General features: G+C 71.2%; 13 protein-coding genes. 5 read left to right on the forward strand and 8 right to left on the reverse strand.

Features of this window, described 5'->3' with window-relative positions:
• Positions 1–25: 25 nt before the first annotated feature.
• A complete protein-coding gene (gene valS / locus KBX46_RS29115; RefSeq protein WP_210795151.1) occupies positions 26–2,593 on the forward strand; it encodes a valine--tRNA ligase in 2,568 nt (855 codons plus the stop codon).
• A gap of 46 nt (positions 2,594–2,639) precedes the next feature.
• On the opposite strand, the gene KBX46_RS29120 is transcribed toward valS, so the two are convergent.
• The 5 genes from KBX46_RS29120 to KBX46_RS29140 all read right to left on the reverse strand — a co-directional run bounded on the left by KBX46_RS29120 (position 2,640) and on the right by KBX46_RS29140 (position 6,879).
• On the reverse strand, positions 2,640–3,290 hold the full coding sequence (locus tag KBX46_RS29120; protein WP_247671908.1) for a hypothetical protein: 651 nt from the start codon (positions 3,288–3,290) through the stop codon (positions 2,640–2,642).
• 87 nt (positions 3,291–3,377) lie between these two features.
• A complete protein-coding gene (locus tag KBX46_RS29125; protein ID WP_088950123.1) occupies positions 3,378–4,088 on the reverse strand; it encodes an ABC transporter permease subunit in 711 nt (236 codons plus the stop codon).
• A gap of 67 nt (positions 4,089–4,155) precedes the next feature.
• On the reverse strand, positions 4,156–5,067 hold the full coding sequence (locus KBX46_RS29130) for an ABC transporter ATP-binding protein (RefSeq protein WP_088950124.1): 912 nt from the start codon (positions 5,065–5,067) through the stop codon (positions 4,156–4,158).
• Positions 5,067–5,972 (reverse strand): ABC transporter permease, encoded by a 906-nt coding sequence (locus KBX46_RS29135; protein ID WP_210795153.1) that lies wholly within the window; start codon positions 5,970–5,972, stop codon positions 5,067–5,069. The genes KBX46_RS29130 and KBX46_RS29135 overlap by 1 nt, the downstream gene beginning before the upstream one ends.
• Entirely contained in the window at positions 5,965–6,879 is a 915-nt protein-coding gene (locus tag KBX46_RS29140; protein ID WP_088950126.1) for an ABC transporter ATP-binding protein, read from the reverse strand. Before KBX46_RS29140 ends, KBX46_RS29135 begins: the two co-directional genes overlap by 8 nt.
• 331 nt (positions 6,880–7,210) lie before the next feature.
• Between KBX46_RS29140 and cysC the strand changes: the two genes are divergently transcribed.
• From cysC to galT, 3 genes are all read left to right on the forward strand, one after another.
• Complete coding sequence (cysC, locus tag KBX46_RS29145) at positions 7,211–8,740, forward strand: adenylyl-sulfate kinase (protein ID WP_210795196.1); 1,530 nt, start codon at positions 7,211–7,213, stop codon at positions 8,738–8,740.
• A gap of 112 nt (positions 8,741–8,852) precedes the next feature.
• Positions 8,853–9,677, forward strand: a complete 825-nt coding sequence (locus tag KBX46_RS29150) for a DeoR/GlpR family DNA-binding transcription regulator (RefSeq protein ID WP_210795155.1) — start codon at positions 8,853–8,855, stop codon at positions 9,675–9,677.
• A complete protein-coding gene (galT, locus tag KBX46_RS29155) occupies positions 9,674–10,750 on the forward strand; it encodes a galactose-1-phosphate uridylyltransferase (protein ID WP_210795156.1) in 1,077 nt (358 codons plus the stop codon). The genes KBX46_RS29150 and galT overlap by 4 nt, the downstream gene beginning before the upstream one ends.
• A 325-nt stretch (positions 10,751–11,075) precedes the next feature.
• Here galT and KBX46_RS29160 read toward each other — a convergent pair whose 3' ends face one another.
• Positions 11,076–12,293 carry an NADP-dependent isocitrate dehydrogenase gene (locus tag KBX46_RS29160; RefSeq protein WP_091406326.1) on the reverse strand — a complete coding sequence of 406 codons (1,218 nt, stop codon included), beginning with the start codon at positions 12,291–12,293 and terminating at the stop codon, positions 11,076–11,078.
• Positions 12,294–12,431: 138 nt separating this feature from the next.
• On the opposite strand from KBX46_RS29160, the gene KBX46_RS29165 reads away from it, so the two are divergent.
• Positions 12,432–13,238 (forward strand): MBL fold metallo-hydrolase, encoded by an 807-nt coding sequence (locus KBX46_RS29165; protein WP_210795158.1) that lies wholly within the window; start codon positions 12,432–12,434, stop codon positions 13,236–13,238.
• 152 nt (positions 13,239–13,390) lie between these two features.
• Here the strand turns inward: KBX46_RS29165 and KBX46_RS29170 are convergent, their stop codons facing one another.
• Positions 13,391–14,341, reverse strand: coding sequence for a malate dehydrogenase (locus KBX46_RS29170; protein WP_088950131.1), 951 nt, complete (start codon positions 14,339–14,341; stop codon positions 13,391–13,393).
• A 140-nt stretch (positions 14,342–14,481) separates the two neighbouring features.
• Complete coding sequence (locus KBX46_RS29175; RefSeq protein ID WP_088950132.1) at positions 14,482–15,342, reverse strand: bifunctional methylenetetrahydrofolate dehydrogenase/methenyltetrahydrofolate cyclohydrolase; 861 nt, start codon at positions 15,340–15,342, stop codon at positions 14,482–14,484.
• Positions 15,343–15,763: the final 421 nt, after the last annotated feature.

Raw genomic sequence — 15,763 nt, forward strand, 5'->3', positions numbered from 1 at the left:
CCCGGGAGGTGCCTACGATCGCATGATGACCGAAACGGCGAGGACGGCCCGCGCCGGCGTTCCCGAGCGTCCGACCCTGGACGGGCTCGAGGAGAGCTGGGCACGCCGCTGGCAGGAGGAGGGCACGTACGCGTTCGACCGCTCGAAGAAGGAGCGCAAGGACGTGTACGCCATCGACACCCCACCGCCGACCGTATCGGGCGAGTTGCACATGGGGCACGTCTTCTCGTACACGCACACCGACACCGTCGCGCGCTACCAGCGGATGCGCGGCAAGGCAGTCTTCTACCCGATGGGCTGGGACGACAACGGCCTGCCCACCGAGCGGCGCGTGCAGAACGTGTACGGGGTGCGCTGCGATCCGGCGCTGGCGTACGACCCGGTGTGGCGGCCACCGGCGGCCCCGGTCGACGACGCGGCCCGCCGTGACCCCACCCCGATCTCCCGACGCAACTTCATCGAGCTGTGCGAACGACTGACGGTCACCGACGAGCAGGTGTTCGAGGCGTTGTGGCGGCGGCTCGGGCTCTCGGTGGACTGGTCGTTGACCTACACGACGATCGGCCGGGTCGCCCGGGCCACCAGTCAGCGTGCCTTCGTGCGCAACCTGCTGCGGGGCGAGGCGTACCAGTCGGAGGCACCGACGCTCTGGGACGTCGGCTTCGCCACCGCGGTCGCCCAGGCGGAGTTGGAGGACCGGGAGCGCCCCGGCGCGTACCACCGGCTGCGGTTCGCCACGCCCGACGGGCGGGAGGTGCTCATCGACACCACCCGACCCGAGCTGCTGCCGGCCTGTGTGGCGCTGGTCTGTCACCCCGACGACGAGCGGTACGCCGACCTGGTGGGCGGCACGGTGCGCAGCCCGTTGTTCGCCGTCGAGGTGCCGGTGTATGCCCACCCACTCGCCGACCCCGCCAAGGGCACCGGCGTCGCGATGGTCTGCACGTTCGGTGACCTGACCGACGTGACCTGGTGGCGTGAGCTGCGACTGGACACCCGGGTGGTGATCGGCCGGGACGGCCGGCTGCTGCCCGACCCGCCGGCCGGGGTGCCGGCCCAGCCGTACGCGGCGCTGGCCGGGCAGACCGTCAACGGCGCCCGCCGGGAGATCGTCGGGATGCTGGCCGACGTGGGTGACCTGATCGGTGAGCCGCGCCCGATCACCCACCCGGTCAAGTTCTACGAACGCGGCGACCGGCCACTGGAGATCGTCTCGACTCGACAGTGGTATCTGCGCAACGGCGGCCGGGATGCCGAGCTGCGGGCGACGCTGCTGGCCCGGGGCGAGGAGCTGCACTGGGTGCCGGGGCACATGAAGCACCGCTACGACAACTGGGTGGGTGGCCTGACCGGGGACTGGCTGGTCAGTCGCCAGCGCTTCTTCGGGGTGCCGGTGCCGGTCTGGTACCGGCTCGACGACACTGGCGAGCCGGACTGGTCCCACCCTCTCACGCCGGACGAGTCCGCGCTGCCAGTCGATCCATCCAGCGATCCGGCGCCCGGCTACGACGAGTCGCAGCGCGGCCGTCCGGGTGGCTTCATCGGCGACCCGGACGTGTTGGACACCTGGGCCACCTCGTCGTTGACCCCGCAGATCGTCGGCGGCTGGGAGACCGACCCGGACCTGTTCGCCACGGTCTTCCCGATGGACCTCCGCCCCCAGGGGCAGGAGATCATCCGGACCTGGCTCTTCGACACAGTGGTTCGCTCGCACTTCGAGCACGGGGTGCTGCCCTGGCGGGACACCGTGCTCTCCGGCTGGATCCTCGACCCGGACCACAAGAAGATGGCCAAGTCCAAGGGCAACGTGGTCACCCCGCTGGCGCTGTTGGAGCAGCACGGCTCGGACGCGGTGCGCTACTGGGCGGCCAGCGGCAAGCCCGGCATGGACCTGGCCTACGACCCGGCACAGATCAAGATCGGCCGGCGGCTGGCAACCAAGCTGCTCAACGCGTCCAAGTTCGCGCTCGGGCTGGGTGCGGCGGACGCGCTACGCGCACCGGCGACCACTGCACTGGACCGGGCCATGCTCGCCGAGCTGGCCACCGTGGTCACCGCCGCCAGCACCGCCTTCGACTCGTACGACCACACGGCGGCGTTGCAGGCCACCGAGGCGTTCTTCTGGCGGTTCTGCGACGACTACATCGAGCTGGTCAAGGAACGCGCCTATGGCACCGGTGCGGGGGCCGACTCGGCGCGGGCGGCGCTGGCCTCGGCGCTGTCGGTGCAGCTGCGACTGTTCGCCCCGTTCCTGCCGTACGTGACCGAGGAGGTCTGGTCGTGGTGGCGGTACGGCTCGGTGCACCGTGCGCCGTGGCCCACCACCTACGAGGTGGCCCGGACGATCGAGGGGTCGGGTGACCCGGCGCTGCTGCGCCTCGCCGGCGACGCGTTGAGCCAGGTGCGGCGGGCCAAGTCGGAGCGGAAGCTGTCGATGAGGGCGGAGGTGCCGCTGGCCGAGGCGCTCGGCCCGGCGGCGCTCCTGGAACAGCTCACCCTGGTCGCCGACGACCTGCGGGCAGCCGGCCGGATCGGCAAGCTCGACCTGCTCCCCGACCGCACCCCGGAGCTCGTGATCGCCTGCGCCTTCTGACCCGTGTCCGCCGCCGCCCACCCCCCGGGGCGGCGGCGGACCGGTGTCACCAACCGCGCAGGAAGCGCAGCCCGAGCAGGAACGCGACCACCGCGGGCCCCACCAGCAGGGTGATCGCCTGGAGGCGGTACGGCATCCGGTGCCGGGTCAGCTCGCCCGCGTTGCCCAGCACGATGGCCCCGGCCAGCATCAGGAACGCACCCCACCAGCCGGTCTCCAGGTCGATCAGGTCCACCCGGATCAGTTGCAGCGTCAGACCGAGCAGGGCGCCGGTCAGCGCGAGCAGGGCCACCGCCCGGTGCAGGCCACGGGCCAGCGGGTGGGCCGCCCGCCAGTAGTAGGTGCCGGCGACCGCAAGACAGGGCAACACCACCAGCAGCGGCCAACCCCGCCCCATCACGCCGAACATCAGCAGCGCGCCCACCGCGAACACCAGGGTGCCGATGCAGGCGAGCATGTAACCGGCGAACGCCCGGCCACCACCCCGGGCCAGCAACGGCCCGCCGCTGGCCGCGATCAGGGCGGCCGGGATCAGGATGAACACGGCCCACCAGTGGAACTGGCCGGTGCCCTGAGCGGCCGTGGCGACCGTGGCGCAGGCCAGCCCGGCGACGGCCAGACTGGTCAGCCATGGCCGGCTGCTCCGGGAGTACGGCTCAGCCAACGACGTCTGCTCCGCTTCGACGCTCACGCCCATCAGCCTGGCCTGAGGTGGCCTGACCGGTCCATCCGGCCAGCCCTACCGCCAGGCGGGGGCTGGCCGGAACAGCGCTTCGCACCGGTGTCAGCTCGTCTCGCCGGCCACGCTGAACGAGCGCAGACGGTCGATGGCCAGCACTGTGAAACCGACGCTGACCAGAGCGGTCATCACCGACGCCACCGGCACCGACACGGTGGTCTCCAGCAGCCCGGTGGGGGCGAGCCGGTCGGCGAGGGCGATCACGTACTGCTGGATGGACAGCACCTTGGTGCCGCTGACGAAGTTGCCCAGCAGCCCCTCCCAGATCAGCACGTAGACCAGGCCGAGCAGCACCGGCCGCCTGGTGACCAGGCTGAGCGCGAGGAACAACGCCGAGTACGCCAGCGCGCCGAGCGCCGCAGCGACCGCCAGTGCCAGTCCGAGGCGTACCGAAGCGGCCAGCACGCCCGCGACGTAGAGCGGCACCACCACGGTGGCCGCGGTGACCCCGGCGGCCACCGCGAGCTTCGGCAGCACGATCTGCCAGCGCGGCAGCGGCTTGGTCAGGATGTGCACCACAGTGCCGTCGTCGATCTCGGCGCCCAGCACGCCGGTGCCGATGATCAGCGCGACCACCGGCAGCACCACGGCCAGCCCGAGGCCGACCAGCACCGGAGGCCCCCACTCGCCCGGGTCCACCCCCAGCGACCGGCAGAGCACTGCCAGCCCGAGCAGCACCAACGGCAACGGGAGCAGCAGCAGGAACCGACGCCGGCCGAACAGCCCGCGTGCGGTGATCCAGGTAATGGTCGACATGTCAGCTTCTTTCGTTCGTGACTGCGGGGCTCACTCGCTGCGCTCGTGCACTCCTCGCACTCACTGGTCAGGCCTCCACGAGGTAGGAGAAGACGCTCTCCAGAGACTCGTCGGACGGCACCAGCTGGCGCACCCGGATGCCTTGCTTGAGCGCGATCCGGGGTAGCGCCCGGGTGAAGGCGCCATAGTCACCGGCGCGCACGGTCAGGCCCGTCGGGTCCAGCTCGACTCCGCTCACCGACGGCTCGGCGATCAGCGCGACGGCCAGCGCCCTGTCGTTCGTCGACCGCACCGCGAACACGTGCGGGCGATTGGTCATCAACCGACGGATGGTCCGGAAGTCGCCGGAGGCCGCCAACCGCCCGGCCACCATCACCTGCACCGTCCCGGAGACCTGCTCGACCTCCTCCAGGATGTGCGAGCTGAACAGGATCGTCCGGCCGGCGTCGCCCAGGCTGTGCAGCAGCTCCATCATGTGCAGCCGCTGGCGCGGGTCCATCCCGTTGAACGGCTCGTCGAGCAACAGCACCTGCGGGTCGTGCACCATCGCGGCGGCCACCCGGGCCCGCTGTCGCATGCCCTTGGAGTACGTGCCGATCCGGCGGTCCTGCGCCGACTCCAGCTCCACCAGGTCGATCGCCCGCCGGGCCGCCGCCGCCGGGTCGGGCAGCCGGTGCAGCTTCGCGCTGGCATGCACGAACTCGTACGCGGTGAGGAAGCCCTGCACCGCCTCCCGCTCGCTGACCAGCCCCAGCCGCCGGTAGACGTCGGGGTTGCGCCAGGTCGGCTCGTCGTCGAGCGTGACCGTGCCGCGTGACGGGGACAGGAAACCGGCCATCATGTGCAGCAGGGTGGTCTTGCCGGCGCCGTTCGGGCCGAGCAGCCCGGTCACGCCCGGCCCCAGGGCCATGCTGATGTCGTTGACCGCGACCACGTTGCCGTACCACCGGGACACCCCGGTCAGGCTCAGCGTGCTCATCAGGAGGCGACCTTCCGGTAGCGAGCCAGCAGGAGGGCGGTCGCGCCGGCGACCAACAGCACCGCGGCCAGGGCGTAGACCGGGCCAAACCCGCCGATCATCATCTCGCCCGGATCGCCCTCGACCAGCAGGTCACCCAGCGACCAGATGCCCACCCCCTGCACCAGCGTGGAGGGCGAGGCCAGCCCAGCCAGCTCGTTGGCGGCGCGCGACGGCAGGATGCTCAGCACCCCGACGATCGGGGTGGTCATCAGGAAGACCGCCACCACCCCACCAGCGGCGAAGGCGCGCTTGCCGGTCAGCGAGGCGACCAGCAGCCCGACCGAGGCGAAGACCACCGCCCACAGCCCGGCGTAGAGCAGCCCGGGCAGCAGGTCGAGCAGCTCGTTCCACACCCCGCGCATGCCCTGCTTGGTGGTGAAGGCGGCACCCAGGAACATCAGCAGCTGTGGCCCGCCGAGCAGCAGCCAGAGGGCGGTGACCAGCGCCAGCAGCTTCGCCAGCGCGTAGTCGCTGCGCGGCAGCGGCCGGGAGAAGTACAGCGGCAGCACACCGCTGCGCAGGTCCCGAGAGACCAACTCCGGAGCGACGACCGCGACGAAGAAGATGACAAGCCAGCTCATCGCGTCGGCGAACTGGGCGTACGTGGCGACCGGCTCGCCGATCTGGCTGCGTACCGCGGCCAGGGCCACCGCGACCAGGGAGACGATGCCGACCACCAGCCACGGGAAGATCTTGGCCTTGGCGCTGCGCCCGAACCCGAACGCGGTGCGCAGCCCGTGCAGGTAGAGGGCGCCGAAGACCTGCCGGCGGCCCAGCCTCGGGCCCTCGTAGCGCTGGTAGCCGATGTCGTGGATGACGCCTGCCGGCGCGGGGCGCACGGCGGCTGCGGTCGGCTCAGGCATGGGAGAGCTCCCTCGTGGCGAAGAGTTCGGCCACCCGGTGCCGGCGCTGGTCCAGTCGGTGCAGTGGCAGGTCCAGTTCGGCGACCGCGCCGAGGATCAGGTCGTAGGTGCCGTCGTCGGCGAGTGGCACGAGGAGCAGTCGCCCGTCCCGCGCCACCGGCAGTTTGAGCTCGGCGAGCCGGGCGGCGAGCTCCTCGGTGCCCTCGCTCACCTCGACGGCGAGCACGTCGGTGGCCGAGGTCATCGCGGAGATGTGGTCGGCGCGCAGCAGTTTGCCGCCGTCGATGGCGATCAACGTGTCGCAGATCCGCTCCACCTCCCCGAGCAGGTGCGAGCAGACCAGCACGGAGATGCCGAACTCGGTGCCGATCCGGTGCACCAGGGCCAGCATGGCGTCGCGGCCGGCCGGGTCCAGGCCGTTGGTCGGCTCGTCGAGCAGCAGCAGGTCGGGGTCGTGCACCAGCGCCTGGGCCAGCTTGACCCGCTGCTTCATGCCGGTCGAGTAGCCACCGACCGGGCGGTAGCGCTCCTCATAGAGCCCCACGTGCCGCAGCGCCTCCGAGGCCCGCTCGCGAGCCGCGGTGCGGGGCAGGCCGCTCATCCGGCCAAGATGGGTGACCAGTTCGGCGGCGGACAGGTCCGGTGGGAGGCAGTCGTGCTCCGGCATGTAGCCGACCCGGTTGCGGACAGCCGCCGGGTCTGCGGTCGGGTCGATGCCGAGCACCGAGACCTGACCGCTGGTTGGTGCGATCAGGCCGAGCAGAATCTTGATCAAGGTGGATTTACCGGCGCCGTTCGCGCCCACCAGGCCGATGATCCCGGGCTCGACGGCGACGGTGAGGTCGGCGAGCGCGGTGACCCGACCTCCGTACGTCTTGGTGAGCGACTGGGTCGCGATCAGTGTCACGGTGCCCAGCGTAGGGAGTGCGGGCCTGCCTGAGACACCGGCGCGCCCCCGGCGCTTCCCTGATCCTTGGCGTAGCGGACCCCTAAGGTCCCCTGCCCTGCTGCTGGGGAGGTTTTTCCGCAGTCCGGCGCCCGGCGCCACCCCGCCTCGAAAAAAGCCCATCGGGGGTGGGACGATTCACGTTCCGTTCAACGGACAGTAATCGGGCAGTCGTCAGTGAGGGCGGGTGGATCCGGCGGTGCTCCCGCCCGTCGAGGTCGTGGAGTGGCGCCCTCGACCGATCGGCGGTCGGCTGCGAAACTGTGTGCCGGTCAGCGAGTGGGGGGTGTGGATGAGCAACGGCTGGGTGCTGCCCGACGAGGTGCTGCGGGACGCACCGGCGTACACGCCGCGTCCGGGTGAGCTCGCGGATCTGGAGCTGCTGCTGACCGGCGCGTACGCCCCTCTGAACGGCTTCATGACCCGCGCTGACCTGGTCTCGGTGAGCCGACGCGGCCAGCTGGCCGACGGCTCGCCGTGGCAGGTCGCGGTGACCCTCCAGGTGCCGGCCGCCCTGGCGCAGAGTTTCGATCCGCGCGACCCGGCCCGTCGGGCGCTGGTGCTCACCGACGGCGAGGGCGCCCCGACGGCTGCCCTGGACGTGGCGGACGTCTGGCCGGTCCGCGAGGGCGTGGCGGGGGTCGGCGGCCAGGTCCGGCGACTGGGCGACGGTGGTCACGGCCCGTTCCAACGGCTGCGCCGCAGCCCGGAAGAGGTCCGCGCGCTGCTGCCCCCGGGCCGGGTGCTCGGCGTCATCGCCGATCGGCCGCTGCATCGTCCGCAGCTCGCCCAGATCGCCCATGCCGCCCGCACCCTGGCCGCGCACCTGCTCGTGATGATCCCGGTCGGTGAGGGTGGCGTCGGCGGGCTCCCGCCGGAGGCGCTGGTACGCGCCGTCTTCGCCGCCCGCGACCGGATGCCGCCCGCCACCCTGGTCGCGGTGCCGTTGTCGCACCGACAGGAGGAGATCAGCGACGCGCTGCTGCGCGCCCGGGTCTCCGCCTCGTACGGGGTCACCCACCTGCTCTCCACCGGCGAGATGCTCTCCGGTGCCGGGCTGCGGGTGCTGGTGCCGCGCGAGCTGGCGTACGACAACCGGGACGGGCAGTGGCGCTGGCGGGAGGACATCCCACCGCGCAACCGCCGGCTCGCGTTGACCCAGCAGGAGATCGACGACCTGCTCGACCGGGGTTTCCCGTTGCCGGAGTGGCACACCCCGCCAGCCGTGGCGAGGGAGCTGGCCCGGGCCCGGCCGCCGCGCCGGCACCGGGGGCTGGTGGTCTTCATGACCGGCCTCTCCGGTTCCGGCAAGTCGACGATCGCCCGAGGGTTGGCGGACGCGTTGCGCGAGAGCGGTGACCGGACGGTGACACTGCTCGACGGGGACGTGGTGCGGCGGGAACTCTCCGCCGGGCTGGGCTTCAGCAAGGCCGACCGGGATCTCAACGTCCGACGGATCGGCTGGGTGGCCGCCGAGGTCGCCCGGCACCACGGGGTGGGCATCTGCTGCCCGATCGCCCCGTACGCGGCCGCCCGCGCCACTGCCCGTGAGATGGCCCTGGCCGCCGGTGCGGGTTTCGTGCTGGTGCACGTCGCCACCCCGCTGGAGGTGTGCGAGCGGCGGGACCGCAAGGGCCTGTACGCGCGGGCACGGGCGGGCCTGCTCACCGGGATGACCGGCATCGACGACCCGTACGAGGAGCCGACCGACGCCGACCTGGTGCTCGACACCACCGACCTGAGCGTCCCGGACGCGGTGCAGGCGGTGCTGCACCACCTGACCGAGACCGGCTGGGTGGAGCTGAAGATCGCCTCCGCCTGAGGCGTCGCCGTGCCCCCGTTCCTTCCACAGCTGCCCGCTACGCGCTAGTGTTCATCTTTGTTGGAACACGTTTGACCGCGTGAGAGTACGGGGACCCCCGGGAGGCACGGCAATGCTCGCTCAGCAGCGGCAGGTGGCCATCCTGGAGCGGGTCCGGTCGACCGGCGGCGTCCGGGTGAGCGAGCTGGCCACCGAGTTCGGTGTCTCCGACATGACCATCCGCCGTGACCTGGAGGCGCTGCACGAGCGCGGCCTGCTGGCCAAGGTGCACGGCGGCGCCACCACAGCCGGGCCGGGGTCGACCGACGAGCCGGGCTTCCACGCCAAGTCGGTCCGCCAACTGCCCGAGAAGGCCGCCATCGCGGACCGGGCCGCCCAGCTCGTCCGGCCGGGCGCGGCGGTCGCCCTCTCCGCCGGCACCACCACCGCCGAGCTGGCCCGGAGGTTGGTGGACGTGCCCGGCCTGACAGTGGTGACCAACTCGCTGCCGGTGGCCGAGATCCTGCACGCCGGAGGTCGACCGGACCAGACGGTGGTGCTCACCGGGGGCGTACGCACACCGTCGGACGCGTTGGTCGGTCCACTCGCGGTCGGTGCGGTCCGGTCGCTGCACCTGGATCTGCTCTTCCTGGGCGTGCACGGCATCACCGAGCGGGCCGGCTTCACCACCCCGAACCTCATGGAGGCGGAGACCGACCGGGCGCTCGTGGCCGCGGCGGACCGGTTGGTGGTGCTCGCCGACCACACCAAGTGGGGCACGGTGGGCATCTCCTCGATCGTCGAGCTGGCCGCCGCACACGTACTGGTCAGCGACGACCGGTTGCCTCCGCCCGCTCGACGGGTACTCGACGAACACGTGGGCGAATTGATCATGGTGAAGGCAACAGGGGCGGGCCGCGCGACGCGCACGCCGACGAGTGAGGGGACGGCGCCGTGAAGCGCACCGCGATCGACCTGGCCGACGGCCGGGAGCTGATCTACTTCGACGAGCGCGACGACGCCGTCCGCGACCAGCCGGACCGCCGCGACCTGCCGCCGCCGCCTCCCGCGTCCCAACTGCGCTACGACCCGCTGACCGACGAGTGGGTGGCGGTCGCCGTGCACCGGCAGACCCGCATCTTCCTCCCGCCGGCGAACGAGTGCCCGCTCGACCCGTCGGTGGGCGACCGACTGACCGAGATCCCCGCGCCCGACTACGACGTGGTGGTCTTCGAGAACCGGTTCCCGTCGCTGAGCGGCCGGTTCGCCGACGAGCCCGGGGAGATCACCCCGTTCACGTCGGTCCGGCCGGGCCTCGGGCGGTGCGAGGTGGTCTGCTTCACCTCGGACCACAACGCGTCCTTCGCCAGCCTGCCCCCGCGCCGGGTCCGCACGGTGCTGGACGCGCTCGCCGACCGCACCGAGGTGCTCGGTGACCTGCCCGGCGTGGAGCAGGTCTTCTGCTTCGAGAACCGGGGCGTCGAAATCGGCGTCACGCTGCACCACCCGCACGGGCAGATCTACGCGTACCCCTTCGTGACGCCGCGCACCCGCGCGCTGCTGGCCGCGGCCCGCCGGCACGCCGAGCGGACCGGCGGGGGCAACCTGTACGCGGACGTGCTGGCCGCCGAGCGCGCCACCGGCGACCGGGTGGTCACCGAGAACGAACACTGGACGGCGTTCGTCCCGGCGGCGGCCCGTTGGCCGTTCGAGGTGCACGTCGCGCCGCGCCGGGTGGTGCCGGACATCCCGGCGCTCAGCGACAGCGAGCGGGACGCCTTCGGGCCGCTCTACCTGGATCTGCTGCGCCGCTTCGACGGCCTGTTCGACATGCCGATGCCGTACATCTCGGCCTGGCACCAGGCGCCGGTGCGCATCGACCGGGAGCTCGGCCACCTGCACCTTCAGCTGTTCAGCATCCGGCGCGCCAAGGACAAGCTGAAGTATCTGGCGGGCTCCGAGTCCGGGATGGGTGTCTTCATCAACGACATCTCCCCGGAACGCGCCGCCGAGTTGCTGCGCGCCGCCTGAGCCGCGCTGCTTTCCCGCCCTGCGGTGAGCGCTGCGAAACCCCCGCGCTGAGCGCTGCGAAACAGGGCGCGGGGGGCCCGGGACAGGGCCCCCCGCAGGGAAGGGACGGCTGGCTGTGCACGGCACAGCCGGGAAGGCTGGCTGATCGGCGCACGGGTGCCGCGGGTCGACCGAGGTCAACCTTCCTGGACGCGACTGGCATCTCGTCCATCCTGGTCAACGAGGCGCGCCGACGGCGGTGACGACAATCGGCGCGTCAGCCCCGGACACGCCGAAGCCCGCCGGCTGAGACGCCGGCGGGCTCCGATGATGCGGTACGCCTGGATCAGGCGGCGATCTTGCGGGCCAGGTTCTCGTCGAGCGCGTTCATGAACTCGTCGGTGGTCAGCCACGGGGCGTCCCGCGAGATGAGCAGCGAGAGGTCCTTGGTCATCTGGCCGCCTTCGACGGTGTCGACGATGACCTGCTCCAGGGTGTTGGCGAACTCGGTGACCGCCGGGGTGCCGTCCAGCTTGCCCCGGTGGGCCAGGCCCCGGGTCCAGGCGTAGATCGACGCGATCGGGTTGGTCGACGTCTTCTCACCCTTCTGGTACTGCCGGTAGTGCCGGGTGACAGTGCCGTGGGCGGCCTCGGCCTCGACGGTACGACCGTCGGGGGAGAGCAGGACGGAGGTCATCAGACCCAGCGAGCCGAAGCCCTGCGCGACGGTGTCGGACTGCACGTCACCGTCGTAGTTCTTGCAGGCCCAGACGTAGCCGCCCTCCCACTTGAGCGCGGCGGCGACCATGTCGTCGATCAGCCGGTGCTCGTAGGTGATGCCGGCGGCGTCGAACTCGGCCTTGAACTCGGCCTCGAACACCTCGGCGAAGAGGTCCTTGAACCGACCGTCGTACGCCTTGAGGATGGTGTTCTTGGTGGACAGGTAGACCGGGTAGTTGCGGTCCAGCCCGTAGCGGAACGACGCCCGGGCGAAGTCCCGGATCGACTCGTCGTAGTTGTACATGCCCATGGCGATGCCGCCGCCGGGGAAGTTGGCGACCTCCATCTCCATCGGCGCGCCACCGTCGGCGGGGGTGTAGGTGATGGTCACCGTGCCCGGGCCGGGGACGACGAAGTCGGTGGCCTTGTACTGGTCACCGTGCGCGTGCCGGCCGATGATGATCGGCTTGGTCCAGCCGGGGACGAGCCGCGGCACGTTGGACATGATGATCGGCTCACGGAAGACGACGCCGCCGAGGATGTTGCGGATCGTGCCGTTGGGCGACCGCCACATCTTCTTCAGGCCGAACTCCTCGACCCGGGCCTCGTCCGGGGTGATGGTCGCGCACTTGACGCCGACGCCGTGCTCCTTGATGGCGTTGGCGGCGTCGATCGTCACCTGGTCGTCGGTCTCGTCGCGGTGCTGGATCGACAGGTCGTAGTAGTGCAGGTCGACGTCGAGGTAGGGCAGGATCAGCTGCTCCCGGATCTGCTTCCAGATGATCCGGGTCATCTCGTCGCCGTCGAGTTCAACGACCGGGTTGTTTACCTTGATCTTCGCCATCGACCGGCGCTCCTCTCGGGGGACACGTGCTCAAGCAGTACGAGCGTACTGCAATTGGGCCGGCAACCCCCAGCCGGCCTCGACCGACCGGCGGAAACCGGGCTGCGCGGAACAGGAATGCCCTGGAATCATCGCCCGATGCCACTGAACCGCACCCTTGGGTCTATCACGGTCACCGCACTCACCGACGGTGAGGGTGCCTTCTTCCAGCCCCGCGCGGAGGCGTTCCCGCAGGCCACGGCGGCGCACTGGGCGGAGGCCGACCGGCGCGACCCGGGCTCGGTGACCGGCGACGGGCAGTGGTGGCTGCCGTTCCGCAGTTTTGCGATCCGCTCCGGCGACGGGCCGGTCACCCTGGTCGACGCCGGGATCGGGCCCGTCGACGCGCCGGCCGCGAGCTGGGCGCCCGTGCCCGGCCGGATGCCCGCCGAGCTGGCCGCGGCGGGCATCGACCCGGCCGACGTCGACACTGTCGTGCTGACCCACCTGCACAGCGACCACATCGGTTGGGCCGTCACCGGCACGCCGGGCCGGCCGTACTTCCCGAACGCCAACTATCTGGTGCAGCGCGCCGAGCTGGACGCGGCGGAGACGCTCAACCCCGGACTGCCGGCCGGCCTGATCGCACCGCTGCGCGCCGCCGGCCAGCTCCGGGTGGTCGACGGCGAGACCACTCTCACCCCGGCGGTACGCCTGCTGCCCACCCCCGGCCACACCCCGGGCCACCAGTCGGTGCTCCTGACCTCGGCCGACGAACGGATGCTGGTCACCGGCGACCTGCTGGTGCACGCCGTGCAACTCGTCGACCCCGACCTGGCGTACGCCCATGAGGTGGACCCGGACCTGGCCCGCACCTCCCGGCGGGCCGCCCTGCGCACCCACTCCCCCACCGTCCTGGCCACCCCCCACCTGGCCACCCCCTTCACCCCGCCTCCCCACCCCTAACCCACCTTCCGAGTTGGTTGATCATGAGGTTGACGGGGTTTTCGATCTCCATCACTGCAGCCAACCTCATGATCAACGGCGGATAGGGGGTGGGACGGGGAAGGGCCCGCCGGTTTGCCGGCGGGCCCTTCGGGTGGTTCTGGTTCGGGGAACTACATGCTGGAGATGTCGCCCTGCTTGGCGCGGACGGCTTCGGCCGCCTCCAGGAGGCTGGCGCGCTCGTCGGCGTCCAGGTCGGTCTCGACGACCCGCTTGACGCCCTCGGCGCCGATCTCGGCCTCGACACCCAGGTAGACACCGGAGATGCCGTACTCGCCGTCGACCCAGGCGCAGACCGGCATGACCTCGCCCGAGTCCTCGGCGACGGCCTTCGCCATCCGAGCCGCGGCGGCGGACGGGGCGTAGTAGGCCGAACCAGTCTTGAGCAGCGCGACCACCTCGGCGCCACCGTTGCGGGTCTTGACGACCAGCTCCTCGATCTGCTCGGCCGGCATCGCGTCACGCAGCGGCTTGCCGTTGACGGTGCTCTTCGAGGGCACCGGGACCATGGTGTCGCCGTGCGAGCCCAGGGTCAGCGTGCGTACCGACGCCACCGGCACGTTCAGCGCCTCGGCGACGAAGTTGCTGAACCGGGCGGTGTCGAGCATGCCGGCCTGGCCGAGCACCCGGTTCTTCGGGAACTGGGTGGCGAGCTGCGCCAGCGCGGTCATCTCGTCCAGCGGGTTGGAGACCACGATGACGACGGCGTTCGGGGCGTACTTGGCGACGTTCTCGGCGACCTGGCGGACGATCTTGGCGTTGGTCTCCAGCAGGTCCATCCGGCTCATGCCGGGCTTACGCGGCAGACCGGCGGTGATCACGACGACGTCGGAGCCCTCGATCTGCTCGTAGCCCTCACCGTTGGGGCCGGTGGTGACACCGACCACCTTGGTCTCGAAGCCCTCGATGGCCCGGGACTGGTTGAGGTCGAGCGCGAGGCCCGCGGGCTTGCCCTCCACGATGTCGGTGATCACTACGGTGTCGAAGACGTCGTACTCGGCCAGGCGCTGTGCGGTGGTGGAGCCGTAGAAGCCAGCCCCGACGACAGTGACCTTCTTACCCATGGTCGTCCCACTCCCTGATACCAGTCGGTTTTCCGGACCGTATCAGTCATCCTGGCACCGATCAGGCCAGGGGCGGCGGCCATCGCCGGGATGGGGCGAACGTCACCGCCGTCCTGGTTCGGCGCTACCGGCGCGCGGGCTCAGCCGCGCTCGGCGCGCTCGACGACGTTGGTGAGCAGCATGGCCCGGGTCATCGGCCCGACACCGCCGGGCATGGGGACCAGGGCGCCGGCCGTCTCGGCCACCTCCGGGTCGACGTCGCCGGTGTAGCGGCCCTTGCCGTCCGCGCCGATCACGCGCGTGATGCCGACGTCCACCACGACGGCGCCGGGGTTGATCATGTCGGCGGTGAGCAGGCCCGGCACGCCGGCCGCGACGATGACGATGTCGGCGGCCCGGGTGTGCGAGGCGAGGTCGAGGGTGCCGGTGTGGCAGAGGGTGACGGTGGCGTTCTCGGAGCGGCGGGTGAGCAGCAGGCCGAGCGGTCGGCCGACGGTGTTGCCCCGACCGACCACGGCGACGGTCGCGCCGCGCAGCGCCACGTCGTGCCGGCGGAGCAGCTCCACGATGCCGCGCGGGGTGCAGGGCAGCGGGCCGTCGTAGCCGAGGACGAGCCGGCCCAGGTTGACCGGGTGCAGGCCGTCGGCGTCCTTGTCCGGGTCGATCAGCTCCAGCACCCGCTGGGTGTCGAGATGGGCCGGCAAGGGCAGCTGGACGATGTAGCCGTGGCACGCCGGGTCGGCGTTCAGCTCGGCCAGCACGTCGTCGACCTGCTGCTGGGTGGCGTCGGCCGGCAACTCCCGGCGGATCGAGGCGATGCCCACCTCGGCGCAGTCGCGGTGTTTTCCGTTGACGTACGCCTGGCTGCCCGGGTCCGCCCCGACCAGCACCGTGCCCAGCCCGGGGGTGATGCCGCGTTCCGCGAGTGCCTTCACCCGGATTCGCAGCTCGTCCTTGATCTCCGCCGCGGTTGCCTTGCCGTCCAGAAGCGTCGCCGTCACGTCCAGATCGTCTCACGGCCACCGGCCGCAGTTCCGACGGACCTCGCCCGCGCGGCTCGTCGCCACCTCGGCCACCACCGTTACACATGACCGTAAGTAACGTGTTGCACGTCACTCTCAGTCACTTTCTGTTCATTCGGTCACCGTCGAACCAGACAGGCGGGCCGAGCACGACGGAGATGGGATGGCCCATCCGGAGGGGCCCATCCCGCCTCAGACCAGCACTGCCGCCCCCACGAAAGACAAGACTTTTGCAGGCTGGCGAGGTTTACGGCGGTTTTCGCTAGCAGGCGGACCCGCCTTCGACAAGGGGGCCACCCCCGGACCGTTACCCACCCGCAACCGCGTCGTTGCCAAAGGCCCATCCCCGACCTACCGTTGCCGCTTGTTGCGCAGCGTAACCCAGCGTCGGGCCTGACTG

Origin of the sequence: Micromonospora sp. C81, from assembly GCF_018070425.1 — a bacterium.
GTDB classification, from domain to species: Bacteria; Actinomycetota; Actinomycetes; order Mycobacteriales; family Micromonosporaceae; genus Micromonospora; species Micromonospora zamorensis.

Excerpts from the sequence above, each read along its gene's own strand:
- valS (WP_210795151.1), top strand. The coding sequence starts at position 26 with ATGACCGAAACGGCGAGGACGGCCCGCGCCGGCGTTCCCGAGCGTCCG.
- KBX46_RS29120 (WP_247671908.1), bottom strand. The coding sequence starts at position 3,290 with ATGGGCGTGAGCGTCGAAGCGGAGCAGACGTCGTTGGCTGAGCCGTAC.
- KBX46_RS29125 (WP_088950123.1), bottom strand. The coding sequence starts at position 4,088 with ATGTCGACCATTACCTGGATCACCGCACGCGGGCTGTTCGGCCGGCGT.
- KBX46_RS29130 (WP_088950124.1), bottom strand. The coding sequence starts at position 5,067 with ATGAGCACGCTGAGCCTGACCGGGGTGTCCCGGTGGTACGGCAACGTG.
- KBX46_RS29135 (WP_210795153.1), bottom strand. The coding sequence starts at position 5,972 with ATGCCTGAGCCGACCGCAGCCGCCGTGCGCCCCGCGCCGGCAGGCGTC.
- cysC (WP_210795196.1), top strand. The coding sequence starts at position 7,211 with ATGAGCAACGGCTGGGTGCTGCCCGACGAGGTGCTGCGGGACGCACCG.
- KBX46_RS29150 (WP_210795155.1), top strand. The coding sequence starts at position 8,853 with ATGCTCGCTCAGCAGCGGCAGGTGGCCATCCTGGAGCGGGTCCGGTCG.
- KBX46_RS29160 (WP_091406326.1), bottom strand. The coding sequence starts at position 12,293 with ATGGCGAAGATCAAGGTAAACAACCCGGTCGTTGAACTCGACGGCGAC.
- KBX46_RS29165 (WP_210795158.1), top strand. The coding sequence starts at position 12,432 with ATGCCACTGAACCGCACCCTTGGGTCTATCACGGTCACCGCACTCACC.
- KBX46_RS29170 (WP_088950131.1), bottom strand. The coding sequence starts at position 14,341 with ATGGGTAAGAAGGTCACTGTCGTCGGGGCTGGCTTCTACGGCTCCACC.